Raw genomic sequence first — 19,568 nt, 5'->3', positions numbered from 1 at the left:
CCAGTATAAACCATATCACTTTTTCAAGCAGGAAACGCTCTCAAAAAACTATTAATGAGTCCAGGGTTCACGGCGGGCGGGGTTGAAATTATCCGCATAAGACTTAATTCCCCGCCGTTCAGCAGGAGGTTCATAAACCTGATAAGGCAAATCATGATGCCGTACATAAGCTATGGCCTCATCAAGGGTGTCAAAACGAAGCACAATTTGACTGTTCATATCAGCGGAGCCTGTCCAACCCATAAGCGGCTCCGTAAATCGCTGTCCGGCCGGTTCATATTCCAGCACCCATTGGCGTGTCCTAGCTCTGCCGGACTGCATCGCCGTCCGCGCCGGACGGTAAATACGTGCTTTCTTAGTCATGACGGTTCCTATGGGGTCTCCTATTTGGCATCATTCAGAGCCCAGTCATAATGAACACCGTCAATCATATCAAGCCCTTTAAGACTCTCAAACAATGCAGGCGATGCATACTTTCGCACATGAGACAGGACACCCGCCGCATCCCCGCCAAAATCATCTACATACCAAGAGTAAATCCTTGATACGTTTATTTCGTCTCCCGTCACACTAATGCCACGAGGATGGTTAATATAAGCCCGCGCCGCTTCATCAAGCATAACCTCTATATTCTTCACCGTATACGATACAGACGCTAAATTAGGGCACCCGACAGAGGCGCAATTCACAGCGTAATGAATACGTGCATCCCGCCACACCGGACGCAAGATCCGATGCTCAATATCATTCAACGTAAGTGCCTTGCTTTCCACCGTCACTACCTCACCATCCCACGGACCCGACGCAAACAGACCGGGCGATATGTCTATATCCTTAATAGAAGCCACCGGATAATGATCTAATACCACTGCAACAGTTAGCGCATTGTATAAATTTATCCAGTAGGCCAGCTGCTGGTCACGCCTGTAATCAGAAATGGATAGTTCGGCCCATGCGCTTATCTGTTCATCCAGAGAGTGCCTGTCGGCTTCCGTCACCGCCCCGTAATCGAACCGCGCAATGCCACCCTCATCCTCCGCGAGATAGCGGGCCAATAACCTATTCCACGTTTCATGATCAATAGCTACCTGGTTAGCCGGATTATGCGCCTCCCAATAGGGCCAGAGATATGATCTGGGTGCAAAAAAACTATCAGTGCCGACAAAACCACCCGCAATAACAACACTCACGATGATGAAAAAAATTAATCCAAAACGATGTCCCTCCACTCCGCTCTTTTTCATAGTCATTGACATCCAAAGGAAGGGTTGAGGGGAATTCTAGATTTTGGGCACGATCGTATATTAAGACCTTTAATTATCCACAAACAAACCAACTCATAACTATGGTCGGGGCAGCAGGATTCGAACCTGCGACCCCCTGCTCCCAAAGCAGGTGCGCTACCAGACTGCGCCATGCCCCGTCTATTAACATATTTTGTTATGATTGCAGACAATGTACCGTCAAGGTAGCATCAAGTCTTACCTTCCACCATAGCCGATTCCTTCACAGGCTTATGGACTTTATGTCGCACCATAGGTCTAAAAACAGCATCTGCGGTTAGCACGACCCGTTTATCAATAAAAAGATGCGACTTACAAAACACCGCCGATGGCTTTGCATGTATAACCCAGGCGGTCCCCTCCAGCCACTCCCCCCGACGAACGGGAGCTAAAAAATCCGACGTCAAGCGCATAGTCAACCCCGCCAAACCCGTCTCCCGCCATACACACGTACCCAACAATCCATCGGCAAACGTCATCAACATGCCTCCATGGGCAATCCCCCGCGAATTACAATGACGTGGCAATATACGCACCCCATGCCAAAAATCATTTCCCACCGTCTTATGATAAAAAGGACCATTATGAGACGTATATGGCCCCCGTGTGGTGCTTAAACGATAACCCTCCGGCACATTGTCATCAGGTGCGACATCATCTTTTCCGGAGTTGGTCATTTGGTCATACGGCTATATGTCATTTGTTCTCCATGATACCATAAATCCATGATCGGGATTGACTCATCAGGATTAAACCTAACCGCAGGAACGGTGCGTCACGGGATACGTAAAAAAGAAGCCTGCCTGTTTCATAACCTCTCCTTAAGTCTACCTGCCCGCCGCTTAACGGCTTTGCTTGGCCGTAGCGGGGTTGGAAAATCAAGCCTGTTGAGATTGTTGGCCGGCCTCACACCACCGCCCCGCTCTGCCATGATATATGATGGTATTGTCACTCAGGGAGACAACACTCCTGCTACAGGTCACATTGCTCTTATGGACCAGCGTGATCTCCTATTGCCGTGGGCCAGCGTTCTGGACAATGTTGTTATTGGTGCACGACTACGTGCGGAACGTGTTGACGCAGACCGTGCACGCGCTTTGCTTGATGCTGTGGGATTGTTGGAGTGCGCTTATGACAGACCGGAAAAACTCTCCGGCGGTATGCGTCAACGGGTCATGCTGGCGCGTACACTTTATGAAGACCAGCCTATTGTTCTCATGGATGAACCGTTTTCATCTCTTGATGCGGTAACCCGGCAGCATCTTCAGGAACTCACCCTTTCTTTGTTGGCAGATCGCACCGTGTTACTGATCACTCACGATCCTCTGGAGGCTTTGCGGGCAGCCCATCAAATTTACGTCATGGTGGGCACACCGGCGCATCTTGTTTACTATCCGGTGCCCGGTAAACCACCTCCTCGCGATCTTAACCTCGCTGCTCTCCGGACAGCCCATAGCGACCTCATGAACCAACTATCCTCTCCACCAACAATGACAAGCACTTCATGAAACCGGCCACCCTCTTTATTCGCCTTACCATTCTCACCGGTGGGCTGCTCGGTTTGTGGGCTCTGATTGTGTACCTCACGGACGCCCCGCCCTATATTCTCCCCTCACCTCTGTCTGTGGTCCGCGCCTGGTGGGTGTATCGCTCCGGCTTGCTGGAAAACGCCGGAATCACCGCCGTGGAAATCATTTCCGGCCTTATCCTTGGTAGCCTGCTCGGATTGCTGTGCGCTCTCGTCATGATTAGCCTGCGTAGCGCCCGTCGATGGCTCTTACCGCTACTTGTTATCAGTCAGGCCATACCGGTTTTTGCACTGGCACCCGTGTTGGTGCTGTGGTTGGGCTATGGCATGGCCTCTAAAATCGCCATGGCAGTTTTGATCATCTTTTTCCCCGTTGCAGCATCCTTTTATGACGGCCTGCGGCGCACGGAAACCGGATGGCTGGATATGGCGCATGTTATGACCGGTGGTCAGCGTTTCCGGCTTCAGCGGATTTTATGGTTTATACGCATTCCCGCCGCTCTACCCCCCATGGCTTCCGGGCTGAGGGTCGCTACCGCCGTTGCACCCATCGGCGCTGTAGTCGGTGAATGGGTTGGTTCAAGCGCCGGTCTCGGCTATATGATGCTCCATGCCAGCGGTCGCGCGCAAGCAGATGTTATGTTTGCTGCTTTGCTTAGTCTTGTGGTCATGGCCGTCGGGTTGTATAGCCTCGTTGATATAGTTTTGCGTCGGGCGTTACCATGGCAAGCCGATACACTGAAACTTCAGGAAGACATATTATAATGCTTTCACCTATGCGTCTTATAACCTCCGCCCTTGTAGCGCTCTTAGTAAGCGCACCCACCCCCGCCACGAGTGCTGAAAAAATAACTTTGGCATTAGACTGGTTTATCAACCCTGACCATGCGCCTATTATTATTGCTCAACAAAAAGGGTTCTTTGCCGACGAAGGTCTGGACGTAGAAATTATTGAGCCGGCAAACCCCAATGACCCCCCTAAACTTGTGGCCGCAGGACGCATGGACCTTGCCATTTCTTATCAGCCACAGTTACATCTGCATGTAGATGCCGGATTACCCCTTAAGCGTATTGCCACTCTTGTAGCAACACCCTTAAATGCTCTGGTGGTGTTGGATGATGGGCCGGTGCAATCCATTGCCGACCTGTCCGGAAGAAAAGTGGGTTTTTCCGTCGGTGGGTTTGAAGATGCTCTCCTGCGTGCCATGCTAGAGCGCCACGGGCTTTCTCTGGATGACATTGAACTGGTTAACGTCAATTTCTCTCTAACGCCCGCTTTATTATCCGGACAAGTAAGTGCCGTGATTGGAGCCTTCCGTAATTTCGAACTCAACCAGCTCGCCCTCAACAATGCCTCAGGACGCGCTTTCTATGTTGAAGAAGAAGGTGTGCCAGTCTATGACGAACTTATTGTGGTAGCTCATACCGATAAGGTAAACCAACCGGCTATGAGCGCCTTTGTGCGTGCTCTGGAACGTGGCGTGCTCTATACCATTAATCATCCGGAGGAAAGTTGGGAGCTATTCTCCAACCTGAAACCGGAACTCGATGATGAACTCAACCGTCGGGCGTGGCGTGATACTCTACCCCGCTTAGCGCTCAGACCCGCCGCCATCGACACAAAACGCTACGAACATTTTGCTATCTTTCTAGCCAAACAAGGCCTTATTCAAAAACCACTTCCCGCCAGTGCTTACACAATTCTGCCACACTGAGGACATATCACACGCAAGGGTTAGCATCTCTCTTTAATCCTATCGCTTGTTTACTCTATCGTCCGGCTCTCTTATTATCCCCCAATTACTGATGTAGCATAAAAATAATACCCAACTCATGAAATCCGTAATCCACAGCCTATCCCTTTGCCTTGCGCTATTCGGTTTATGGTTATTGCTATCGGGTATGTTCACGCCGCTCTTTATCGGCCTTGGTCTTGGCTCCAGCATTTTGGTTACCATCGTAGCGGGACGCATGAAAACATTAGACCGCGAAGGATGGCCTCTGCACCTCCTCAGACGCAGCTTTTTCTACTGGCCATGGCTACTCAATGAAATATTCAAAGCCAACATTGCCGTAAGCCGGATCATTCTCTCGCCAACCATCAAAACCAACCAACGTATCATACGCGTCAAAGCATCCCAGAAAACTGATTTGGGCAGAGTCATTCTGGCCAACTCCATAACCCTGACCCCCGGCACCATAACCGTCGAAGTAGAAGAAAACACTCTGCTGGTTCACGCTCTCACAGACGAAGCCGCCGATGAAGCGGCTCTCTCTGCCATGGACCAAAAAGTCACACTTTTTGAAGGCTCGCATGCATCATGACTATGATGATTACCGCCGCCATTGCTCTACTGGTCGCTATGTGCCTTGTGCTGGTGCGACTGTTCACCGGACCTACGGTCTATGACCGCGTGCTGGCGGTCAACTCATTTGGCACCAAGACAGTTCTTATAATTGCCGTTATGGGGTTTTTATCCGAGCGATTGTTCCTGCTGGATGTAGCCTTGATGTATACGCTGCTCAACTTCATAGGCACCATAGCCGTATTAAAATTTTTTCGCTATCGTAGCTTTGGCCGGATACAAACCCGCCCGTTACGATGGGGAGCGGATAGATGACCTCAATGCTCCTGCTCTTTGTGCATGCAGCCGGTTGGGGACTTATGTTGGCCGGCGCTTTTTTTATTTTCACCGGTGCGCTGGGACTCATTCGTCTACCCGGATTTTATGCCCGTCTTCACGGCGCAGGCATAACCGATACCCTCGGCGCAGAACTCCTTATTCTGGGTCTTATCACCCAGGCGGGCTTCAGTCTTGATGCCGTAAAACTGCTGCTAATCGGACTGATTACATTCTTCACCTCCCCTACAGCCGCACACGCTATTGCCAATGCAGCCTATGTGACCGGATTGCGCCCGGAACCCCACAACACCTCCGGCCCAAAACGTAGTTCATAGACTCATGCCCCTACTCATTGACATTGCCCTTTTTGCACTACTTTTAATCACCGCCCTTGCGATTGTGCGAACACGGAATTTGTTTACTGTCACCATGCTTACCGGCACGTATAGTCTGCTGGTGGCTTTGTTGTTGTTATCGCTGGACGCTGCCGATGTAGCCTTTACCGAAGCTGCCGTGGGAGCCGGCATTTCAACCATCCTTATGCTCGCCGCCATAGCACTAACCGTTCACCGTGAGAAACAACCACAGCGTTTTCCTCTGGCGGCCCTTGTGATTGTCACGGTTCTGGGGGCTGCTCTGATTTATGGTAGTCTGGACATTCCTGCTTTCGGCGACCCTAATGCTCCGGCACAACTGCACGTAGGTGCCGACTATATTGCCCACACACCTGACGATATCGCCATACCCAATCTCGTTACCGCTGTCCTTGCCAGTTACCGTGGCTATGACACTCTGGGAGAGGTGGTTGTGATATTCACCGCCGGTATAGGCGTCATTATGCTTCTCGGACAAAAAAGACGTCCGGAAAGACACCATTCTCCAACATCCCCCGACGTAGACACGGGAGATGCATGATGCACCATCATCTTATCCTCAGGGTGGTTGCTAAGCTTCTCATTCCCCCCATTCTGCTGTTTGCTCTTTATGTACAATTCCACGGCGATTATGGACCGGGCGGTGGCTTTCAGGCCGGTGTCATTTTTGGCGCCGGGTTTATCCTCTATGGGCTGATTTTCGGTATTGAAAATGCTCAACGGCTCATGCCTCAATGGCTAATCGTGGCCGTAGCCTCTTGCGGTGTTCTGCTTTATATGGCCGTTGGTGTTGCATCCATGATAGCAGGAGGCACATTTTTAGATTATTCCGTTCTGGCTACCAACCCCCAGGCCGGTCAGCATATTGGTATTCTGATCATAGAACTCGGCGTTGGCATAACTGTCACAGCCGTGATGATTGCCTGTTACCTGTTTTTCGCCGCACGCACACGTCACCTCCCTGACGAAGAATGGTAGAAATGGCGGTTATAGAAATGTCAGATACCCTCATCACCTATATCATGGCTCATTACAATTATTGGATGATTATCGTTCTGATGATGGTCGGTATTTATGTAATTGCCGCTCATGGCAATCTTATTAAAAAAATTGTCGGACTTACTTTATTTCAGACCTCCATGTTTTTGCTTTACATATCCGTGGGTAAAGTGAGCGGAGGCACCGTACCTATTTTGACTGACAATGGAGGTGAGATTTACTCCAATCCCCTGCCCCATGTGTTGATCCTGACGGCCATTGTTGTCGGTATTTCAATAACCGCTCTGGGGTTAGCGCTTGTGGTACGTATTCGCGAGGAATACGGCACCATCGAAGAAGATGAGATTTTGGTCATTGAACACGCCATGGATGCGGAAGAAGCCCGCGATACGACCCGATGGTAAGCGCGGCTTTATGGTCTCACCTGCCCATCATGCAGGTATTGCTTCCCCTTGCTACCGCGCCTCTTAGTGCGCTGCTAGGGCGCGGACGAGGACCGTGGTTTATTACTCTCCTTGCCAGTTTTGCTGCGTTTGTTATTTCTATCCTTTTGTATATTTCCGTCATTGAGAACGGTCCCATTCATTACGACATGGGCGGGTGGGCTCCGCCCTGGGGTATTGAATATCGCATAGATGCCATGAACGCCCTCATCTTGCTCTTAATTTCCGGTGTAAGTCTGCCTATCGTTCTGTGGGCGCGACGCAGTGTCGAGCAAGAAATCGCCGCCCGACAACGCCCTCTTTTCTATACTTGTTTTCTCTTATGTCTGGCGGGTTTGCTGGGTGTTGTCATCACGGGAGATGCTTTTAACATTTTCGTTTTTTTAGAGATTTCATCCCTCTCCACCTACATCCTGATTGCTACCGGTGAAAAAAATAACCGACGAGCTCTAACCGCCACCTATAATTATCTTATATTAGGTACGGTAGGGACTACTTTTTTCGTTATTGGTATTGGTTTTCTATATGCTGTAACCGGAACCCTGAACCTTACCGACCTTGCGCTTTTAATTCCTGAGACCACTCAAACCCGTACAATCAGCGTAGCTTTCGCCTTCATTGTTATAGGGTTAGGACTTAAAGTGGCCATCTTTCCCCTTCATGGCTGGCTACCTAATGCTTATGCCTATGCGCCCTCTGCCGTCTCCGCCTTTCTTGCGGCTACCGCAACAAAAGCCGCCCTTTATGTGCTGCTACGTTTTATCCTTAATGTTTTTGGAATTGACTTTTCTTTTATCACCATCCCTCTTGATGTCATGCTGGGATCATTGGCCATCGTCGCCATGGTGATTATGTCAGCCGTTGCTTTTTTCCAAACCAACATAAAGCGCATGCTGGCTTATTCCAGTATTGCACAAATTGGCTATATCCTGCTTGGCATTGCCCTTGCCACACCTGCGGGCCTCACAGCGGCTATTTTGCATCTTTTTAATCACGCTCTCATGAAGGGCACTTTGTTTTTAGCCACAGGATGTCTTGTCTACCGGCTGGGAGTTGTAACCCTGGAAAGCATCTCCGGTGCCGGACGTTCTATGCCCTGGACTATGGCTGCATTTATTGTGGGAGGCTTGAGCCTTATTGGTGTTCCCCTAACAGCGGGGTTTATCAGCAAATGGTATTTGATTGAGGCTACGCTCAATAGCGGAGCATGGCCTTTGGTGTTTGCTATTGGCTTATCATCTCTGATAGCCCTTGGTTATGTTGGCCGCATTGTAGAAGCCGCATGGTTTGGTCAGGCGCCGGACAATGCACCTCCCGTAAAGGAAGCACCTTTCAGTTTGCTCATGCCGACATTTATTCTTGCCCTCGCTAATATATGGTTTGGTCTTGACGGAACATTTCCTGTTGAAGCGGCCCGACAAGCAACCGTAGCTCTGATGACAGACCTCTCCCCTGCTATTGAAAGCCTTCAACCATGACTGTTGCTTTGTGGCTTACTCTTGGCATCCCTCTGGGGGCTGCTGTGTTTATCGGCCTTACGGGCCGACATCCCAACGTACGAGAGGCCATCACTCTGTTTGCGGCCTGCGCCTTGTTTGCAACGGTTCTCTGGCTACTCAATGCCGGCGCTGCCGAAACAAGAGCATCTCTTGTGCTGGTTACCCTTACGCCGGATTTTGCTTTGCGGTTTTCCGTAGAACCTCTTGGCATGTTGTTTGCTGTTGTTGCCAGCGGCTTATGGATTGTCAACTCTCTTTATTCCATCGGTTACATGCGTGGCACTCATGAAACTCACCAGACGCGTTTTTATATTTGCTTTGCTATTGCCATTGGCAGCGCTATGGGGATTGCCTTTGCTGCTGATATGTTGACGTTGTTTTTGTTTTACGAAACCTTAACCCTTTCGACCTGGCCTCTTGTTACTCACAAAGGAACGGAAGAGGCACGCAAGGGGGGGCGTACGTATCTTATTTTACTGCTTGGTACCAGTATCTGCTTTCAACTGGTCGCCATTATTTGGACATGGCTTATTACCGGCACGCTGAACTTCACCAATGGAGGTATTTTACATGACTCCATAGACGGACCGTTTGTAGCTCTGCTACTTGGCCTTTATGCCTTTGGCATCGGCAAGGCAGCTCTTATGCCCTTCCACCGCTGGTTACCGTCTGCCATGGTAGCCCCAACACCTGTCAGCGCCCTGCTTCATGCAGTAGCCGTCGTTAAAGCCGGTGTCTTCACCATACTCAAAGTGGGTGTTTATATTTTTGGGTTAGAGTTTTTACAACAAACCGGAGCCTCTCAATGGCTGATCTGGGTTGCATGCGCCTCTATTCTGATTGCCTCCCTCATCGCTTTAACCAAAAACAATCTCAAAGCCCGGCTCGCCTATTCCACCGTTAGCCAATTGGCTTATGTGACCCTTGGCATGGCACTGGCAAGTCCTCTTGCTGTTCTAGGAGCAGCTATGCAAATCGCCATGCATGCTATGGGCAAAATCACTCTATTTATGAGCGCGGGGGCTATCTATGTAGCCTCCCATGAAAACGAAGTCGACAAGCTCGCGGGCCTTGGGCGGGTTATGCCGTTTACTTTTGCGGCATTTTTCATCGGTGCTCTTAGCGTGACCGGCATCCCACCTCTGGGAGGAGCACTGGTCAAATGGCGTCTACTGGAAGGAGCAGCCGAGGGCTATCATATCGTCGTTATTTTAGTGCTTGTCATCAGTTCAGTGCTCAACGCCGCTTATCTTATTATGCCTGTGGCAAGAGCGTTTTTCATGCCCGCTCCTGAAAAACTTCAAACCTCCGGCATAAAAGAAGCACCTTTGTTTTGCGTTGTCCCTTTGTGCTTAACCGCTCTTGGCTGTTTTGCTCTCTTCTTTTACGCACACGATATTGAAACTTTTCTCGCCCCTATTTTAATCCCTGAAACGGTTCCGCAATAAGCATTCAGATGACCCACAACACGCCTGCTCCTTCCTCAAAAGATACATCCTCCCTGCCATGGTTGAGCCGCAAACTCTTGTGGATTGACCATAAAAAAACACCGGACCGTATACTGTACGGTTTGTTTGTTATTGCCATCGGATTTGTCATCGCCGGATATGTTGCCAGCCTCCATGGGCACTACGCCATAGAATCCGTCATAGGGTTTTACGGCCTTTTCGGTTTTATCATGTGCATCTTATTGGTGCTGGTGTCCAAATTTTTACGGCGCATCCTAAAGCGGCCTGAAGATTATTACCACCCATACACAACAGATACGGAAGAGCCGGAAAACCCTTTGAGAGATAACACCCCATGACGGAGTTTAACCCCGCACTCATTTATATTCTGGGGGCAGCCTTAACACTGTTTATTCCCAAAGGGAGTCTGCGTTCTCTTTTTATGCTCTCCATACCGGTGATCGCGGCGGTGCATTTCTGGACTATAACGCCGGATACGTATGGAGTCGTTCCGTTCATGGGTCAAAACCTCATTTTGATGCGGGTTGATGCGCTTAGCCAGATGTTTGGGTTGATTTTCTCTCTTGCGGCGTTCTTGTCTATCATATTCGCCTGGCATGTGCGCGATAGTGTCGAGCATATTACAACCCTGCTTTATGCGGGGGCTACAATTGGGGCTGTCTTTGCAGGTGACCTGATAACGCTCTTTATCTTCTGGGAGATAACAGCCGTTGCCTCGGCTTTTCTCGTATGGGCGCGACGCACACCCGGAGCATACTACACCGGCCTGCGCTATCTTGTTATACAAATAACCTCCGGTGTTCTTTTGTTGGCCGGGGCTGCGCTTTATTTACGCTCTACCGGCTCTATCTCTTTTGACCGGTTAGACCTCGCCGCACCGGGTGCTCTTTTCATCTTCTTTGCGTTTGGTATTAAATGTGCCTTTCCCCTGCTCCATAACTGGCTTCAGGATGCCTACCCCGCCAGCACAGCTACCGGCGCGGTTACATTATCTTCCTTCACAACCAAACTGGCCGTCTATGCTTTAGCGCGGACTTTTCCGGGAACGGAAGCGCTCATTTATATCGGCGCCATCATGGCGCTCTTTCCTATCTTTTATGCCGTCATTGAAAATGACCTGCGGCGGGTACTCGCCTATAGCCTCAATAATCAGTTGGGATTTATGGTGGTTGGCATCGGTATCGGCACTCCCCTCGCCCTCAATGGAACCGCCGCTCACGCCTTCTGTCATATTCTCTACAAATCGCTGTTGTTCATGAGCATGGGCGCGGTGTTGTTTCGGGCAGGGACAACAAAAGGTTCGGAACTTGGTGGGCTTTATAAGTCCATGCCCTGGACCATGGTGTTTTGCATCATAGGAGCCGCCTCTATTTCAGCCTTCCCTTTATTCTCAGGCTTCATTGCCAAGAGTTTGATTTTAAGTGCTACCGCAGACAATCATTACGTCTGGGTCTGGTTTGTTTTATTGTTTGCTTCCGCCGGCGCATTGATGAAGGTGGGCATCAAAATTCCTTACGTTGCTTTCTTCGCCCACGATAGCGGAATCCGGTGCAAGGAAGCCCCATGGAATATGCTACTGGCTATGGGATTAACGGCTGCCTTATGTATAGCTATCGGTGTTTTTCCTGACCCTCTTTATGCTCTTCTGCCTTACCCGGTAGATTATCACCCTTACACGACAGACCATGTGATAGCCCAGATGCAACTCTTGCTCTTTTCGGCACTGGCGTTTGGTGTGTTGATGAAGATGGGGCTTTATCCGCCTGAGTTGCGCTCAGTTAATCTGGATAGCGATTGGCTTTACCGCCGCCTCATCCCCGGGTTTATAAGACGTGTGCGCTACGGACAAACCTCCGCTTCCCTTGCAGGGATAACGCAAAGGGTGACAAAAAGAGTCGAGACCTTGAATCAGACTATTTACCATTCCATACTTGGCTCTAACGGTAGTTTTGCCCGCACGTGGCGGCCTGGTTTTATGGTGCTTATTATAGCATTGTTGCTAACCGCTACCCTTGCGCTTAATGCTCTCTAACAGAAAGGCACTCTCCTCATGGATTTATCCGGTGAATACCGCCTCCCCGCCGAGCGTCAATCTGTCTGGGATGCGCTCAATGACCCTGAGGTTCTCCGACAGATTATCCCGGGCGCTGAATCGGTAGCACGCACAAGCGATACGGAATTTTCAGCCATAGCCCGTGTAAAAATAGGACCGGTTAATGCCAGATTTCGGGGCACCGTTAGCCTGTCTGATATTGACCCGCCTAACGGCTACACCCTGACAGGTAAAGGTGAAGGCGGCTCTGCAGGGTTTGCTCAGGGTTCGGCGACAATACGCCTTGTTGAGGATGGTTCTCACACCCTGCTCACCTATCAGGTCAATGCCACTGTGGGTGGTAAACTGGCGCAGATTGGCCAGCGCTTTATAGATAGTGCAGCGGCCAAGATGTCCACTGCTTTCTTTGAAAATTTTAATCAGCTGATGGGAGGGTCATCTCAGGCAACGCCCGATAGCAACACTTCAACGCCATCCGGCCTTTCTCCATGGATATGGGGACCCGCCGTAGCACTTGCGCTGTTAGGCATAACCTATATTATTACAGATTGAGGCCTACAAAAGAACATAAACAATAAGGTAACCCATGATTGTCTCCATGACCATCAACGGCGACCCCGTTAAAGCAGATGTTGAAGAGCGCACCCTACTGGTTAACTATATCAGAGAGCGGCTAAAATTGACAGGAACCCACGTCGGGTGCGATACGAGTCAATGCGGAGCTTGTGTTGTTCATGTAGATGGCTGCGCGGTAAAATCCTGCACCATGTTGGCTGCACAGGCGGAAGGTTGCGATGTTGTCACCATAGAAGGTCTGACACAAGATGATGGTACATTGCACCCGGTTCAGGCGGCTTTTAGAGAGCATCATGGCTTACAGTGCGGTTTTTGCACACCCGGCATGATTATGACGGCAATAGATATTATTCGCCGTATTCCTGATTGCGACCGCGACACCATACGCCGTGAACTGGAAGGTAACTTATGCCGCTGCACCGGCTACCACAATATCGTTGATGCCATTGAGGCGGCGGCTAAAAGTAAAGCGGTATAATCTCATGTATGGGTTTTCTTATCGTCGCGCTACATCTCTTGAGGAGGCAGTGCGTTTGTTAGCGGAAACGCCGGAGAGCAAACTGCTGGCCGGAGGGCAAACGCTTATTCCCACCTTGAAGCAACGTCTGGCGGCTCCCGAATGCCTCATTGATATAGGCCGGATTGCTGAACTTGAAACCATCCGTGCCGAAGGAGAGGCTCTCGTGATTGGAGCATGTGCGCGCCATAACGATGTTGCAACCCACGCAGAGGTTCAGCGTCTTCAACCAGCGCTGGCAGAATTGGTAACTCATATCGGAGATCCCCATGTGCGTAACAAAGGGACATTGGGAGGCTCTATCGCCAACAACGACCCCGCCGCAGATTACCCCGCAGCGTGTCTCGCGCTGGATGCTAAAATCCATACCAACCACCGCATCATCGATGCCGGTGAATTCTTCACCGGCCTGTTTGAAACCGCTCTGGAAGACAATGAAATCATCACTCATGTCACCTTTCCTCACCCCGCACGGGCAGCCTATATGAAATTTCCCAACCCTGCTTCCCGCTATGCCATGGCCGGTGTTTTTGTAGCACAAGGACCGGATGGCGTTCGGGTAGCAGTAACAGGAGCCGGTGCTGATGGTGTTTTTCGCGCTCATGATATGGAGCAGGCGCTGACTGCAAACTGGTCGCCGGAGGTCGTGGCTACTCTTACTCCATCTCCTGACCTGATGACGGCAGATATACATGGAGATGCCACCTATCGTGCTCATCTGATCACTGTTATGGCGAAACGGGCCGTAGCGGCAACTTTGTAAACGTCTCTATGGTTTCTGGCCACCATTCTCCTGATCCTCAACAGGAACCTTTGCGGGCAGTTCTTGACTGGTTGGAGGAAGGCCACCGCGTAGCTCTTGCTACGGTGACCCGGACGTGGGGGTCAGCACCTTGTCCTGCAGGTAGTCAGTTGGCGGTGCGGGATGATGGTTCCTTTGTTGGCTCTGTATCCGGTGGTTGCATTGAGGGTGACGTTATCGTCCGCGCTCAAGAGGTCATGTCAACGGGTAAAGCTGTCTTACAAGATTATGGCGTGAGCAATACTGCTGCCTGGGCGGTGGGACTGGCCTGCGGCGGACAGATTGCAGTTTACATTGAGCCTGTTACGGAAGACTAAGCCGGATTCCTTGCCCATGAGACGGTCTTTACTAAAGCAGATTGTGAGTGATAAGGAACATGGACGGCCTGTGGTGTTGGCAACGAATCTAACCGACCATACCCAAAAACTCATATATCCTACTGAAACAAAAGAAATAAATGAGATAACAACTCAGGCCGCCCAAACCCTGAAGACCGATACCGCTCTCACCGCCGATAGTACCGGTGGGCAATGGTTCACCATGGCTCTTAACCCGCCCTTGCGCCTTGTCATTATTGGGGCAGTTCATATTGCCCAAGCCTTAAGTGCCATGGCGGCCCTGACAGGTTATGAGGTCATTATTATTGACCCCAGAGAAGCCTTTGCCACGCAGGAGCGGTTTCCCAACTCCAGATTGATGAATGAATGGCCGGACGAGGCTCTTAAAACTGTAGCCCCTGACCACAGGACCGCTTTGGTGACCTTAACCCATGACCCCAAACTTGATGACCCGGCCTTAAGTCAGGCTCTTGGAGGAGAATGCTTTTATATTGCCGCTCTCGGTAGCCGGAAGACTCATCAGGCCCGTCTTGAGCGCTTAAAGAAGACCGGACATGATGATAAGGCTCTGGCGCGTATTTGTGGTCCGGCGGGTTTGGCTCTGGGAGCGCGTAGCCCTGCGGAAATTGCCATCTCCATTCTGGCGCAAATGACGGAGGTATTGCGGACGTGATTTTTCATGACCTGAGCCCTGATCAATCCGTGGGTGCTATTTTAGCTCATAGTCTGACTCTTGGTGACCGTACCTTAAAAAAAGGTACGGTTCTGGAGGCTGCCACGGTGCAACTGCTGATAGAGTCCGGCATAAATCAGATAAGCGTGGCCCAACTGGAAGCAGATGACGTACCTGAAAATGAAGCCGCCGCTACCGTAGCCCAAGCGGCTTCCGGTCCCCTGACCCGTACGGACACAAGTTTTACCGGACGGGCTAATATATTTTCTGAAACCGACGGCATCGTCCTGCTCAACCCTGAGCGGATACAGACACTCAACAGCGTTGATGAAGCCATGACCCTTGCAACTCTTCCCCCTTATGCCCGGGTTCGCGCCGGACAAATACTGGCAACCATCAAACTCATTCCTTTTGCTTGTGCACGAACTATTGTGGAAGCAACGCAACATATCGCCCATCACCCAACCCCTCTTATCACCGTCAAACCGTTTCGCTCCCGCCATGTTGCCCTCATCAGCACCACTCACGACGAAGGTCAGAACAACACCAAGCCTCAGGAGAAATTGAGCACCATCACAAAAAACCGTCTGACCCCCCTTGGCGGACATCTCACCCGACAAGATAACATCCCCCACAACAAAGCAGCCGTCGCAGAGGCCATTTTTCAAGCGGTCCAAAACGGATACACACTTATTTTGATTGCCGGGGCTTCTGCCATCACCGACAGGCAAGACGTTATTCCTTTGGGGATTAAAGAGGCCGGCGGGGAGATTGTGCATTTTGGTATGCCTGTTGACCCGGGCAATCTTCTCCTGTTGGCACGGCATCAGGCATGCGCCATCATTGGTCTGCCCGGATGTGCCCGCTCACCAAAACTCAACGGATTTGACTGGGTTCTTGAGCGCCTCATGGCAGATATAGATATCTCCCCCACCGATATTATGGCCATGGGTGCAGGTGGCCTGCTCAAAGAAATACCCTCACGCCCCCAACCCCGCCATCGTCCCAAACCTACCCCGCACGCTCCCATTGCGGCCCTTGTTTTGGCCGCCGGGCAATCCCGACGCATGGGGACGACCAATAAATTGCTCTCTTCTGTACGGAAATTACCTCAAACCACTCCCATGGTGCGGCTGGTAGCTGAAGCTGCCCTTGCCAGTCAGGCTCACCCTGTTGTGGTGGTAACCGGCCATGATGCTCCTGCTATCACAAAGGCTCTTGAGGGGTTAGCCGTTACTTTCATTCACAATCCTGACTATCAACAGGGATTGAGCACGTCTCTTGTTGCAGGACTTCAGGCCTTGCCCCAAAAGGCCGCCGGAGTTCTTGTATGCCTTGGCGACATGCCTCTCATTACTCCGGCTCATTTGGACCATCTGATAAGCCAATTCAACCCGGTAGACGGCCGTACCATCTGTGTACCTACGGTACGGGGACGGCGGGGAAACCCGGTATTGTGGGGAGCGCAGTTCTGGCCGGAAATCCTGTCCCTGACCGGTGATCAGGGCGCGCGAACGATGCTGAATATTCACGAAGACGAGGTCTGGGAGGTTCCTTTTGAGGATGATGCACCCCTGACGGATATAGATACAGAAGAAAGGTTGCAATCTCTTTCTCAAGACATCACAAGAAATCCGTAACCTCTTTTAATACGGGACCAATTTCTGCATTAATCACCATATCGGCATAATGGTCCAACTCGGTTGGCTCCCGGTTCAAAATGACCAGATGCGCACCATTCCTCTGCGCCGATACAGGAAATCCTGCTGCCGGATACACCTGAAGAGATGACCCGACAACCAGAAATGCATCACACATCAACGTTTCCTGCTCGGCACGTGCCATTTCCGCTTCTGGCATAGACTGGCCGAAAGAAATCGTAGCCGATTTCACCATACCCCCACACGCCCGGCAGCCGGGTGGTTCGTTGGTTTCCAGAAAGCGTGGCCGAATATCCTCCAGCTCATGGCGCAATCCACAAGAAAGACAAACGGCATAGCTGGCATTTCCATGAAGTTCAATAATTTTATCGGGTATAATCCCGGATGCCTGATGCAAATTATCAATGTTCTGAGTGATAACGGCACTAACAATGCCTGCCTCTACCAATCGGGCAATGGCTTTATGTCCGTCATTGGGGAGTGCTTTGTCCATGGTGTTATCAATGGAGAATTTGCGCCGCCAAGACTCACGGCGGGCTTCCTCGGAGCTTACAAACTCACGAAAATCTATAGGACTCATCCGGCTCCAGATACCACCCGGGCTACGAAAATCAGGTACCCCTGACTCCGTGCTAACCCCTGCCCCCGTAAACACGACCATCCGCTCACAATTCTTGATGAGCGTTCGCAATTTGTCATTTGTGGCACTCATGAGATATTTGCACTACTCTTAACTTTAGTTGCTTTCCACCCTAAAATATCAAATCGTAACCTCGGATACTACTCTGGCCCTCAAACAGGATATCACCCATGAAATATCTGCACACCATGGTTCGCGTGAGTAACCTTGAAGCCTCTCTTGATTTTTATTGCACCAAACTGGGGCTTGTAGAACAAGGGCGTTTTGACAGTTCCGAAGGACGCTTCACTCTGGTTTTTCTTTCCGCTCCGAGCCAGAAAGACGCACAAATTGAACTTACTCATAATTGGGACCCGGAACCTCTGGAAGAAGGCCGTAACTTTGGTCATCTGGCTTATCAGGTAAGCGATATCTATGAAACTTGCCAAAAACTGGTAGATCGGGGCGTTACCCTTAACCGGCCTCCCCGTGACGGACGTATGGCCTTTGTCCGCTCGCCCGACAATATCTCCGTTGAATTACTACAACAAGGGCAACCCCTTCCCCCTTGCGAGCCATGGGTCTCCATGCCCAATACCGGCCATTGGTAGTATCTCCCGGGATGCCTCCCTCACTCCCTACCGAACGGCTTTTTTTATTGTGGGCGTTAGGAGCCGCTTTTGTTGTAACTGGTTTAATGCTACCCACCATGCTGTCTTCTTTTCCTCATCCCGTTTATGGACAGGAGGAATCTCTTCCTGAGCGCGAGCCGGGTCATATAAATGTGCGCCGCAGAGTCTTACAATCAGAGCGCCTCAATGATATGGACTATTGGGAAGGCTTCATTCATTACCGCAAAGGCCGCCCCACAAAAGCCGTTGAAAATCTACGCCCTATAGCTCAACTGGGCCAGGGTTATGAACTTGCTCAACACACTTTAGGGTTATCGCTCATGGCCACCAGCGGTCTGAATGTCGATGCCATGCACACTCACCCCAAACGCGCAACACTCTATGAAAACCCTAACTTTCAGGAAGGCATAGTGTGGATCAGTCGTGCCGCCAATGCTAATCTGTTTCAGGCTCAGGACACGCTCATTCGTCTTTATGCTGCAGGCCTTGGCCCTGACGACAACCCTTTATCTGCGGCAACGTGGATTGAAATCTACAATGAAAACCCCATACACCGTCTTCTGGGCATTATCCCCGGCCCGCAGGAAGAGATAAAACAGATACAAGCGGCTTTGCCTCTGGATACCCGGATTGCAGGTATCGTGCGGGCACGGGAATGGCTTCCCCGACACTGGACGCCATGAGTCATACAAAAACCTGTCTGAAAATAGCGTGCCGTAGTTGACGCGCTTCAAATCCCAGCGGAGTTACGGTTAATTATACGCAATGTCATGTTCAATATAACGGCATAATCATTTTCCGCCGTGTGTTAGTCCCTAAAAAATAATTATCAAAAGGAGGACAGTGCCATGAATAAGAAAAACCCGGATACCGGCCTCAAGCGGATATTAAGTGCTTTTGGCCATGCATTGGATGGTTTGAAGGAGGTATTCACACATGAAACATCTTTCAGGCAGGAAGTTCTATTGGCGGGTGTCTCTATTCCTCTGGTGTTCTGGTTAGAGGTTGATACTGTTGCTACGGCATTGATGATAGGCAGCATCTTTCTCATATTGATAGCGGAACTGGCCAACAGTGCAATCGAATCCGTGGTGGATCGAATTTCTCTTGAACAACATGCTCTGTCAAAAAGGGCAAAAGATACAGGTAGCGCTATGGTGTTGGTGTCCTTTATCAACGCAATGTTCGTCTGGGGAATTATACTGGCAGGGTAAATTATGGAAAAGAAGAAGATTTAGCGGTAAGTGAGAAATTGCTTCTTTTCCATGTGGAGTACAACAGAATATGGATTGGCAGATAAGAATAGGAAAATGATACCCGTTGAATAAGCTTCTGGTTTTTTGTCAATAATGGCGCGCCCTAGGGGAATCGAACCCCTCTTTCCAGCTTGAAAAGCTGGCGTCCTAACCGATAGACGAAGGGCGCAACAATGATTGGCCTTACTTACAATAGCCTCCGCTTATACGGGCCAAAACCGC

Annotated in this window: 26 protein-coding genes and 2 tRNA genes; 22 read left to right on the top strand and 6 right to left on the bottom strand. The window is 50.5% G+C overall.

The window, feature by feature from the left end; genetic code table 11:
• Positions 1–51 precede the first annotated feature (51 nt).
• The 4 genes from V6Z81_02365 to V6Z81_02350 all read right to left on the bottom strand — a co-directional run bounded on the left by V6Z81_02365 (position 52) and on the right by V6Z81_02350 (position 1,960).
• Positions 52–363, bottom strand: a complete 312-nt coding sequence (locus V6Z81_02365; protein MEG9861339.1) for an ETC complex I subunit — start codon at positions 361–363, stop codon at positions 52–54.
• Positions 364–383: 20 nt separating this feature from the next.
• Positions 384–1,244 (bottom strand): DUF547 domain-containing protein, encoded by an 861-nt coding sequence (locus tag V6Z81_02360; GenBank protein MEG9861338.1) that lies wholly within the window; start codon positions 1,242–1,244, stop codon positions 384–386.
• Positions 1,245–1,346: 102 nt separating this feature from the next.
• Positions 1,347–1,423, bottom strand: a tRNA-Pro gene (locus V6Z81_02355).
• Positions 1,424–1,474: 51 nt separating this feature from the next.
• Positions 1,475–1,960 (bottom strand): PaaI family thioesterase, encoded by a 486-nt coding sequence (locus tag V6Z81_02350; GenBank protein ID MEG9861337.1) that lies wholly within the window; start codon positions 1,958–1,960, stop codon positions 1,475–1,477.
• Positions 1,961–2,008: 48 nt separating this feature from the next.
• Between V6Z81_02350 and V6Z81_02345 the strand changes: the two genes are divergently transcribed.
• The 19 genes from V6Z81_02345 (at position 2,009) to V6Z81_02255 (ending at position 16,818) form a co-directional block, all read left to right on the top strand.
• Complete coding sequence (locus V6Z81_02345; GenBank protein ID MEG9861336.1) at positions 2,009–2,791, top strand: ATP-binding cassette domain-containing protein; 783 nt, start codon at positions 2,009–2,011, stop codon at positions 2,789–2,791.
• Positions 2,788–3,576: an ABC transporter permease gene (locus V6Z81_02340; GenBank protein ID MEG9861335.1), complete on the top strand. Its 789-nt coding sequence runs from the start codon at positions 2,788–2,790 to the stop codon at positions 3,574–3,576. Before V6Z81_02345 ends, V6Z81_02340 begins: the two co-directional genes overlap by 4 nt.
• Positions 3,576–4,526 (top strand): ABC transporter substrate-binding protein, encoded by a 951-nt coding sequence (locus V6Z81_02335; protein ID MEG9861334.1) that lies wholly within the window; start codon positions 3,576–3,578, stop codon positions 4,524–4,526. The genes V6Z81_02340 and V6Z81_02335 overlap by 1 nt, the downstream gene beginning before the upstream one ends.
• A gap of 118 nt (positions 4,527–4,644) precedes the next feature.
• Entirely contained in the window at positions 4,645–5,136 is a 492-nt protein-coding gene (locus V6Z81_02330; protein ID MEG9861333.1) for a Na+/H+ antiporter subunit E, read from the top strand.
• Positions 5,133–5,432 (top strand): monovalent cation/H+ antiporter complex subunit F, encoded by a 300-nt coding sequence (locus V6Z81_02325; protein MEG9861332.1) that lies wholly within the window; start codon positions 5,133–5,135, stop codon positions 5,430–5,432. The genes V6Z81_02330 and V6Z81_02325 overlap by 4 nt, the downstream gene beginning before the upstream one ends.
• Positions 5,429–5,770, top strand: a complete 342-nt coding sequence (gene mnhG / locus V6Z81_02320; protein ID MEG9861331.1) for a monovalent cation/H(+) antiporter subunit G — start codon at positions 5,429–5,431, stop codon at positions 5,768–5,770. Before V6Z81_02325 ends, mnhG begins: the two co-directional genes overlap by 4 nt.
• Positions 5,771–5,774: 4 nt before the next feature.
• Complete coding sequence (locus V6Z81_02315) at positions 5,775–6,350, top strand: DUF4040 domain-containing protein (protein ID MEG9861330.1); 576 nt, start codon at positions 5,775–5,777, stop codon at positions 6,348–6,350.
• A complete protein-coding gene (locus V6Z81_02310; GenBank protein ID MEG9861329.1) occupies positions 6,347–6,787 on the top strand; it encodes a Na(+)/H(+) antiporter subunit B in 441 nt (146 codons plus the stop codon). The genes V6Z81_02315 and V6Z81_02310 overlap by 4 nt, the downstream gene beginning before the upstream one ends.
• 2 nt (positions 6,788–6,789) lie before the next feature.
• On the top strand, positions 6,790–7,212 hold the full coding sequence (locus tag V6Z81_02305; GenBank protein ID MEG9861328.1) for a cation:proton antiporter subunit C: 423 nt from the start codon (positions 6,790–6,792) through the stop codon (positions 7,210–7,212).
• Positions 7,206–8,729, top strand: a complete 1,524-nt coding sequence (locus tag V6Z81_02300; protein MEG9861327.1) for a monovalent cation/H+ antiporter subunit D family protein — start codon at positions 7,206–7,208, stop codon at positions 8,727–8,729. Before V6Z81_02305 ends, V6Z81_02300 begins: the two co-directional genes overlap by 7 nt.
• Positions 8,726–10,198 carry a proton-conducting transporter membrane subunit gene (locus V6Z81_02295; protein MEG9861326.1) on the top strand — a complete coding sequence of 491 codons (1,473 nt, stop codon included), beginning with the start codon at positions 8,726–8,728 and terminating at the stop codon, positions 10,196–10,198. Before V6Z81_02300 ends, V6Z81_02295 begins: the two co-directional genes overlap by 4 nt.
• 8 nt (positions 10,199–10,206) lie before the next feature.
• Positions 10,207–10,557, top strand: coding sequence for a hypothetical protein (locus V6Z81_02290; GenBank protein ID MEG9861325.1), 351 nt, complete (start codon positions 10,207–10,209; stop codon positions 10,555–10,557).
• Positions 10,554–12,251: a Na(+)/H(+) antiporter subunit D gene (locus V6Z81_02285; protein MEG9861324.1), complete on the top strand. Its 1,698-nt coding sequence runs from the start codon at positions 10,554–10,556 to the stop codon at positions 12,249–12,251. The genes V6Z81_02290 and V6Z81_02285 overlap by 4 nt, the downstream gene beginning before the upstream one ends.
• 18 nt (positions 12,252–12,269) lie before the next feature.
• Positions 12,270–12,824 carry a carbon monoxide dehydrogenase subunit G gene (locus V6Z81_02280; GenBank protein ID MEG9861323.1) on the top strand — a complete coding sequence of 185 codons (555 nt, stop codon included), beginning with the start codon at positions 12,270–12,272 and terminating at the stop codon, positions 12,822–12,824.
• A gap of 46 nt (positions 12,825–12,870) precedes the next feature.
• Positions 12,871–13,326 (top strand): (2Fe-2S)-binding protein, encoded by a 456-nt coding sequence (locus V6Z81_02275; GenBank protein MEG9861322.1) that lies wholly within the window; start codon positions 12,871–12,873, stop codon positions 13,324–13,326.
• A gap of 4 nt (positions 13,327–13,330) precedes the next feature.
• Positions 13,331–14,128 carry a xanthine dehydrogenase family protein subunit M gene (locus V6Z81_02270; GenBank protein ID MEG9861321.1) on the top strand — a complete coding sequence of 266 codons (798 nt, stop codon included), beginning with the start codon at positions 13,331–13,333 and terminating at the stop codon, positions 14,126–14,128.
• Between the two features lie 8 nt (positions 14,129–14,136).
• Positions 14,137–14,484, top strand: a complete 348-nt coding sequence (locus V6Z81_02265; GenBank protein ID MEG9861320.1) for an XdhC family protein — start codon at positions 14,137–14,139, stop codon at positions 14,482–14,484.
• Positions 14,485–14,500: 16 nt separating this feature from the next.
• Positions 14,501–15,178 (top strand): XdhC family protein, encoded by a 678-nt coding sequence (locus V6Z81_02260; protein ID MEG9861319.1) that lies wholly within the window; start codon positions 14,501–14,503, stop codon positions 15,176–15,178.
• Positions 15,175–16,818 carry a molybdopterin-binding/glycosyltransferase family 2 protein gene (locus V6Z81_02255; GenBank protein ID MEG9861318.1) on the top strand — a complete coding sequence of 548 codons (1,644 nt, stop codon included), beginning with the start codon at positions 15,175–15,177 and terminating at the stop codon, positions 16,816–16,818. Before V6Z81_02260 ends, V6Z81_02255 begins: the two co-directional genes overlap by 4 nt.
• Here the strand turns inward: V6Z81_02255 and V6Z81_02250 are convergent.
• Entirely contained in the window at positions 16,802–17,551 is a 750-nt protein-coding gene (locus tag V6Z81_02250; protein MEG9861317.1) for a Sir2 family NAD-dependent protein deacetylase, read from the bottom strand. The genes V6Z81_02255 and V6Z81_02250 overlap by 17 nt on opposite strands.
• A 98-nt stretch (positions 17,552–17,649) precedes the next feature.
• Between V6Z81_02250 and V6Z81_02245 the strand changes: the two genes are divergently transcribed.
• From V6Z81_02245 to V6Z81_02235, 3 genes are all read left to right on the top strand, one after another.
• Positions 17,650–18,069 (top strand): VOC family protein, encoded by a 420-nt coding sequence (locus V6Z81_02245; GenBank protein MEG9861316.1) that lies wholly within the window; start codon positions 17,650–17,652, stop codon positions 18,067–18,069.
• Between the two features lie 11 nt (positions 18,070–18,080).
• Complete coding sequence (locus V6Z81_02240) at positions 18,081–18,773, top strand: hypothetical protein (GenBank protein MEG9861315.1); 693 nt, start codon at positions 18,081–18,083, stop codon at positions 18,771–18,773.
• A 165-nt stretch (positions 18,774–18,938) separates the two neighbouring features.
• Positions 18,939–19,304: a diacylglycerol kinase gene (locus V6Z81_02235; GenBank protein ID MEG9861314.1), complete on the top strand. Its 366-nt coding sequence runs from the start codon at positions 18,939–18,941 to the stop codon at positions 19,302–19,304.
• Between the two features lie 136 nt (positions 19,305–19,440).
• Here V6Z81_02235 and V6Z81_02230 read toward each other — a convergent pair.
• A tRNA-Glu gene (locus V6Z81_02230) sits at positions 19,441–19,515 on the bottom strand.
• Between the last annotated feature and the right edge of the window lie 53 nt (positions 19,516–19,568).

It is taken from the genome of Parvularculales bacterium (assembly GCA_036881865.1).
Taxonomy (GTDB): Bacteria; Pseudomonadota; Alphaproteobacteria; order JAPOUT01; family JBAJNM01; genus JBAJNM01.
This window is presented reverse-complemented; position numbering and strand designations above follow the sequence as displayed.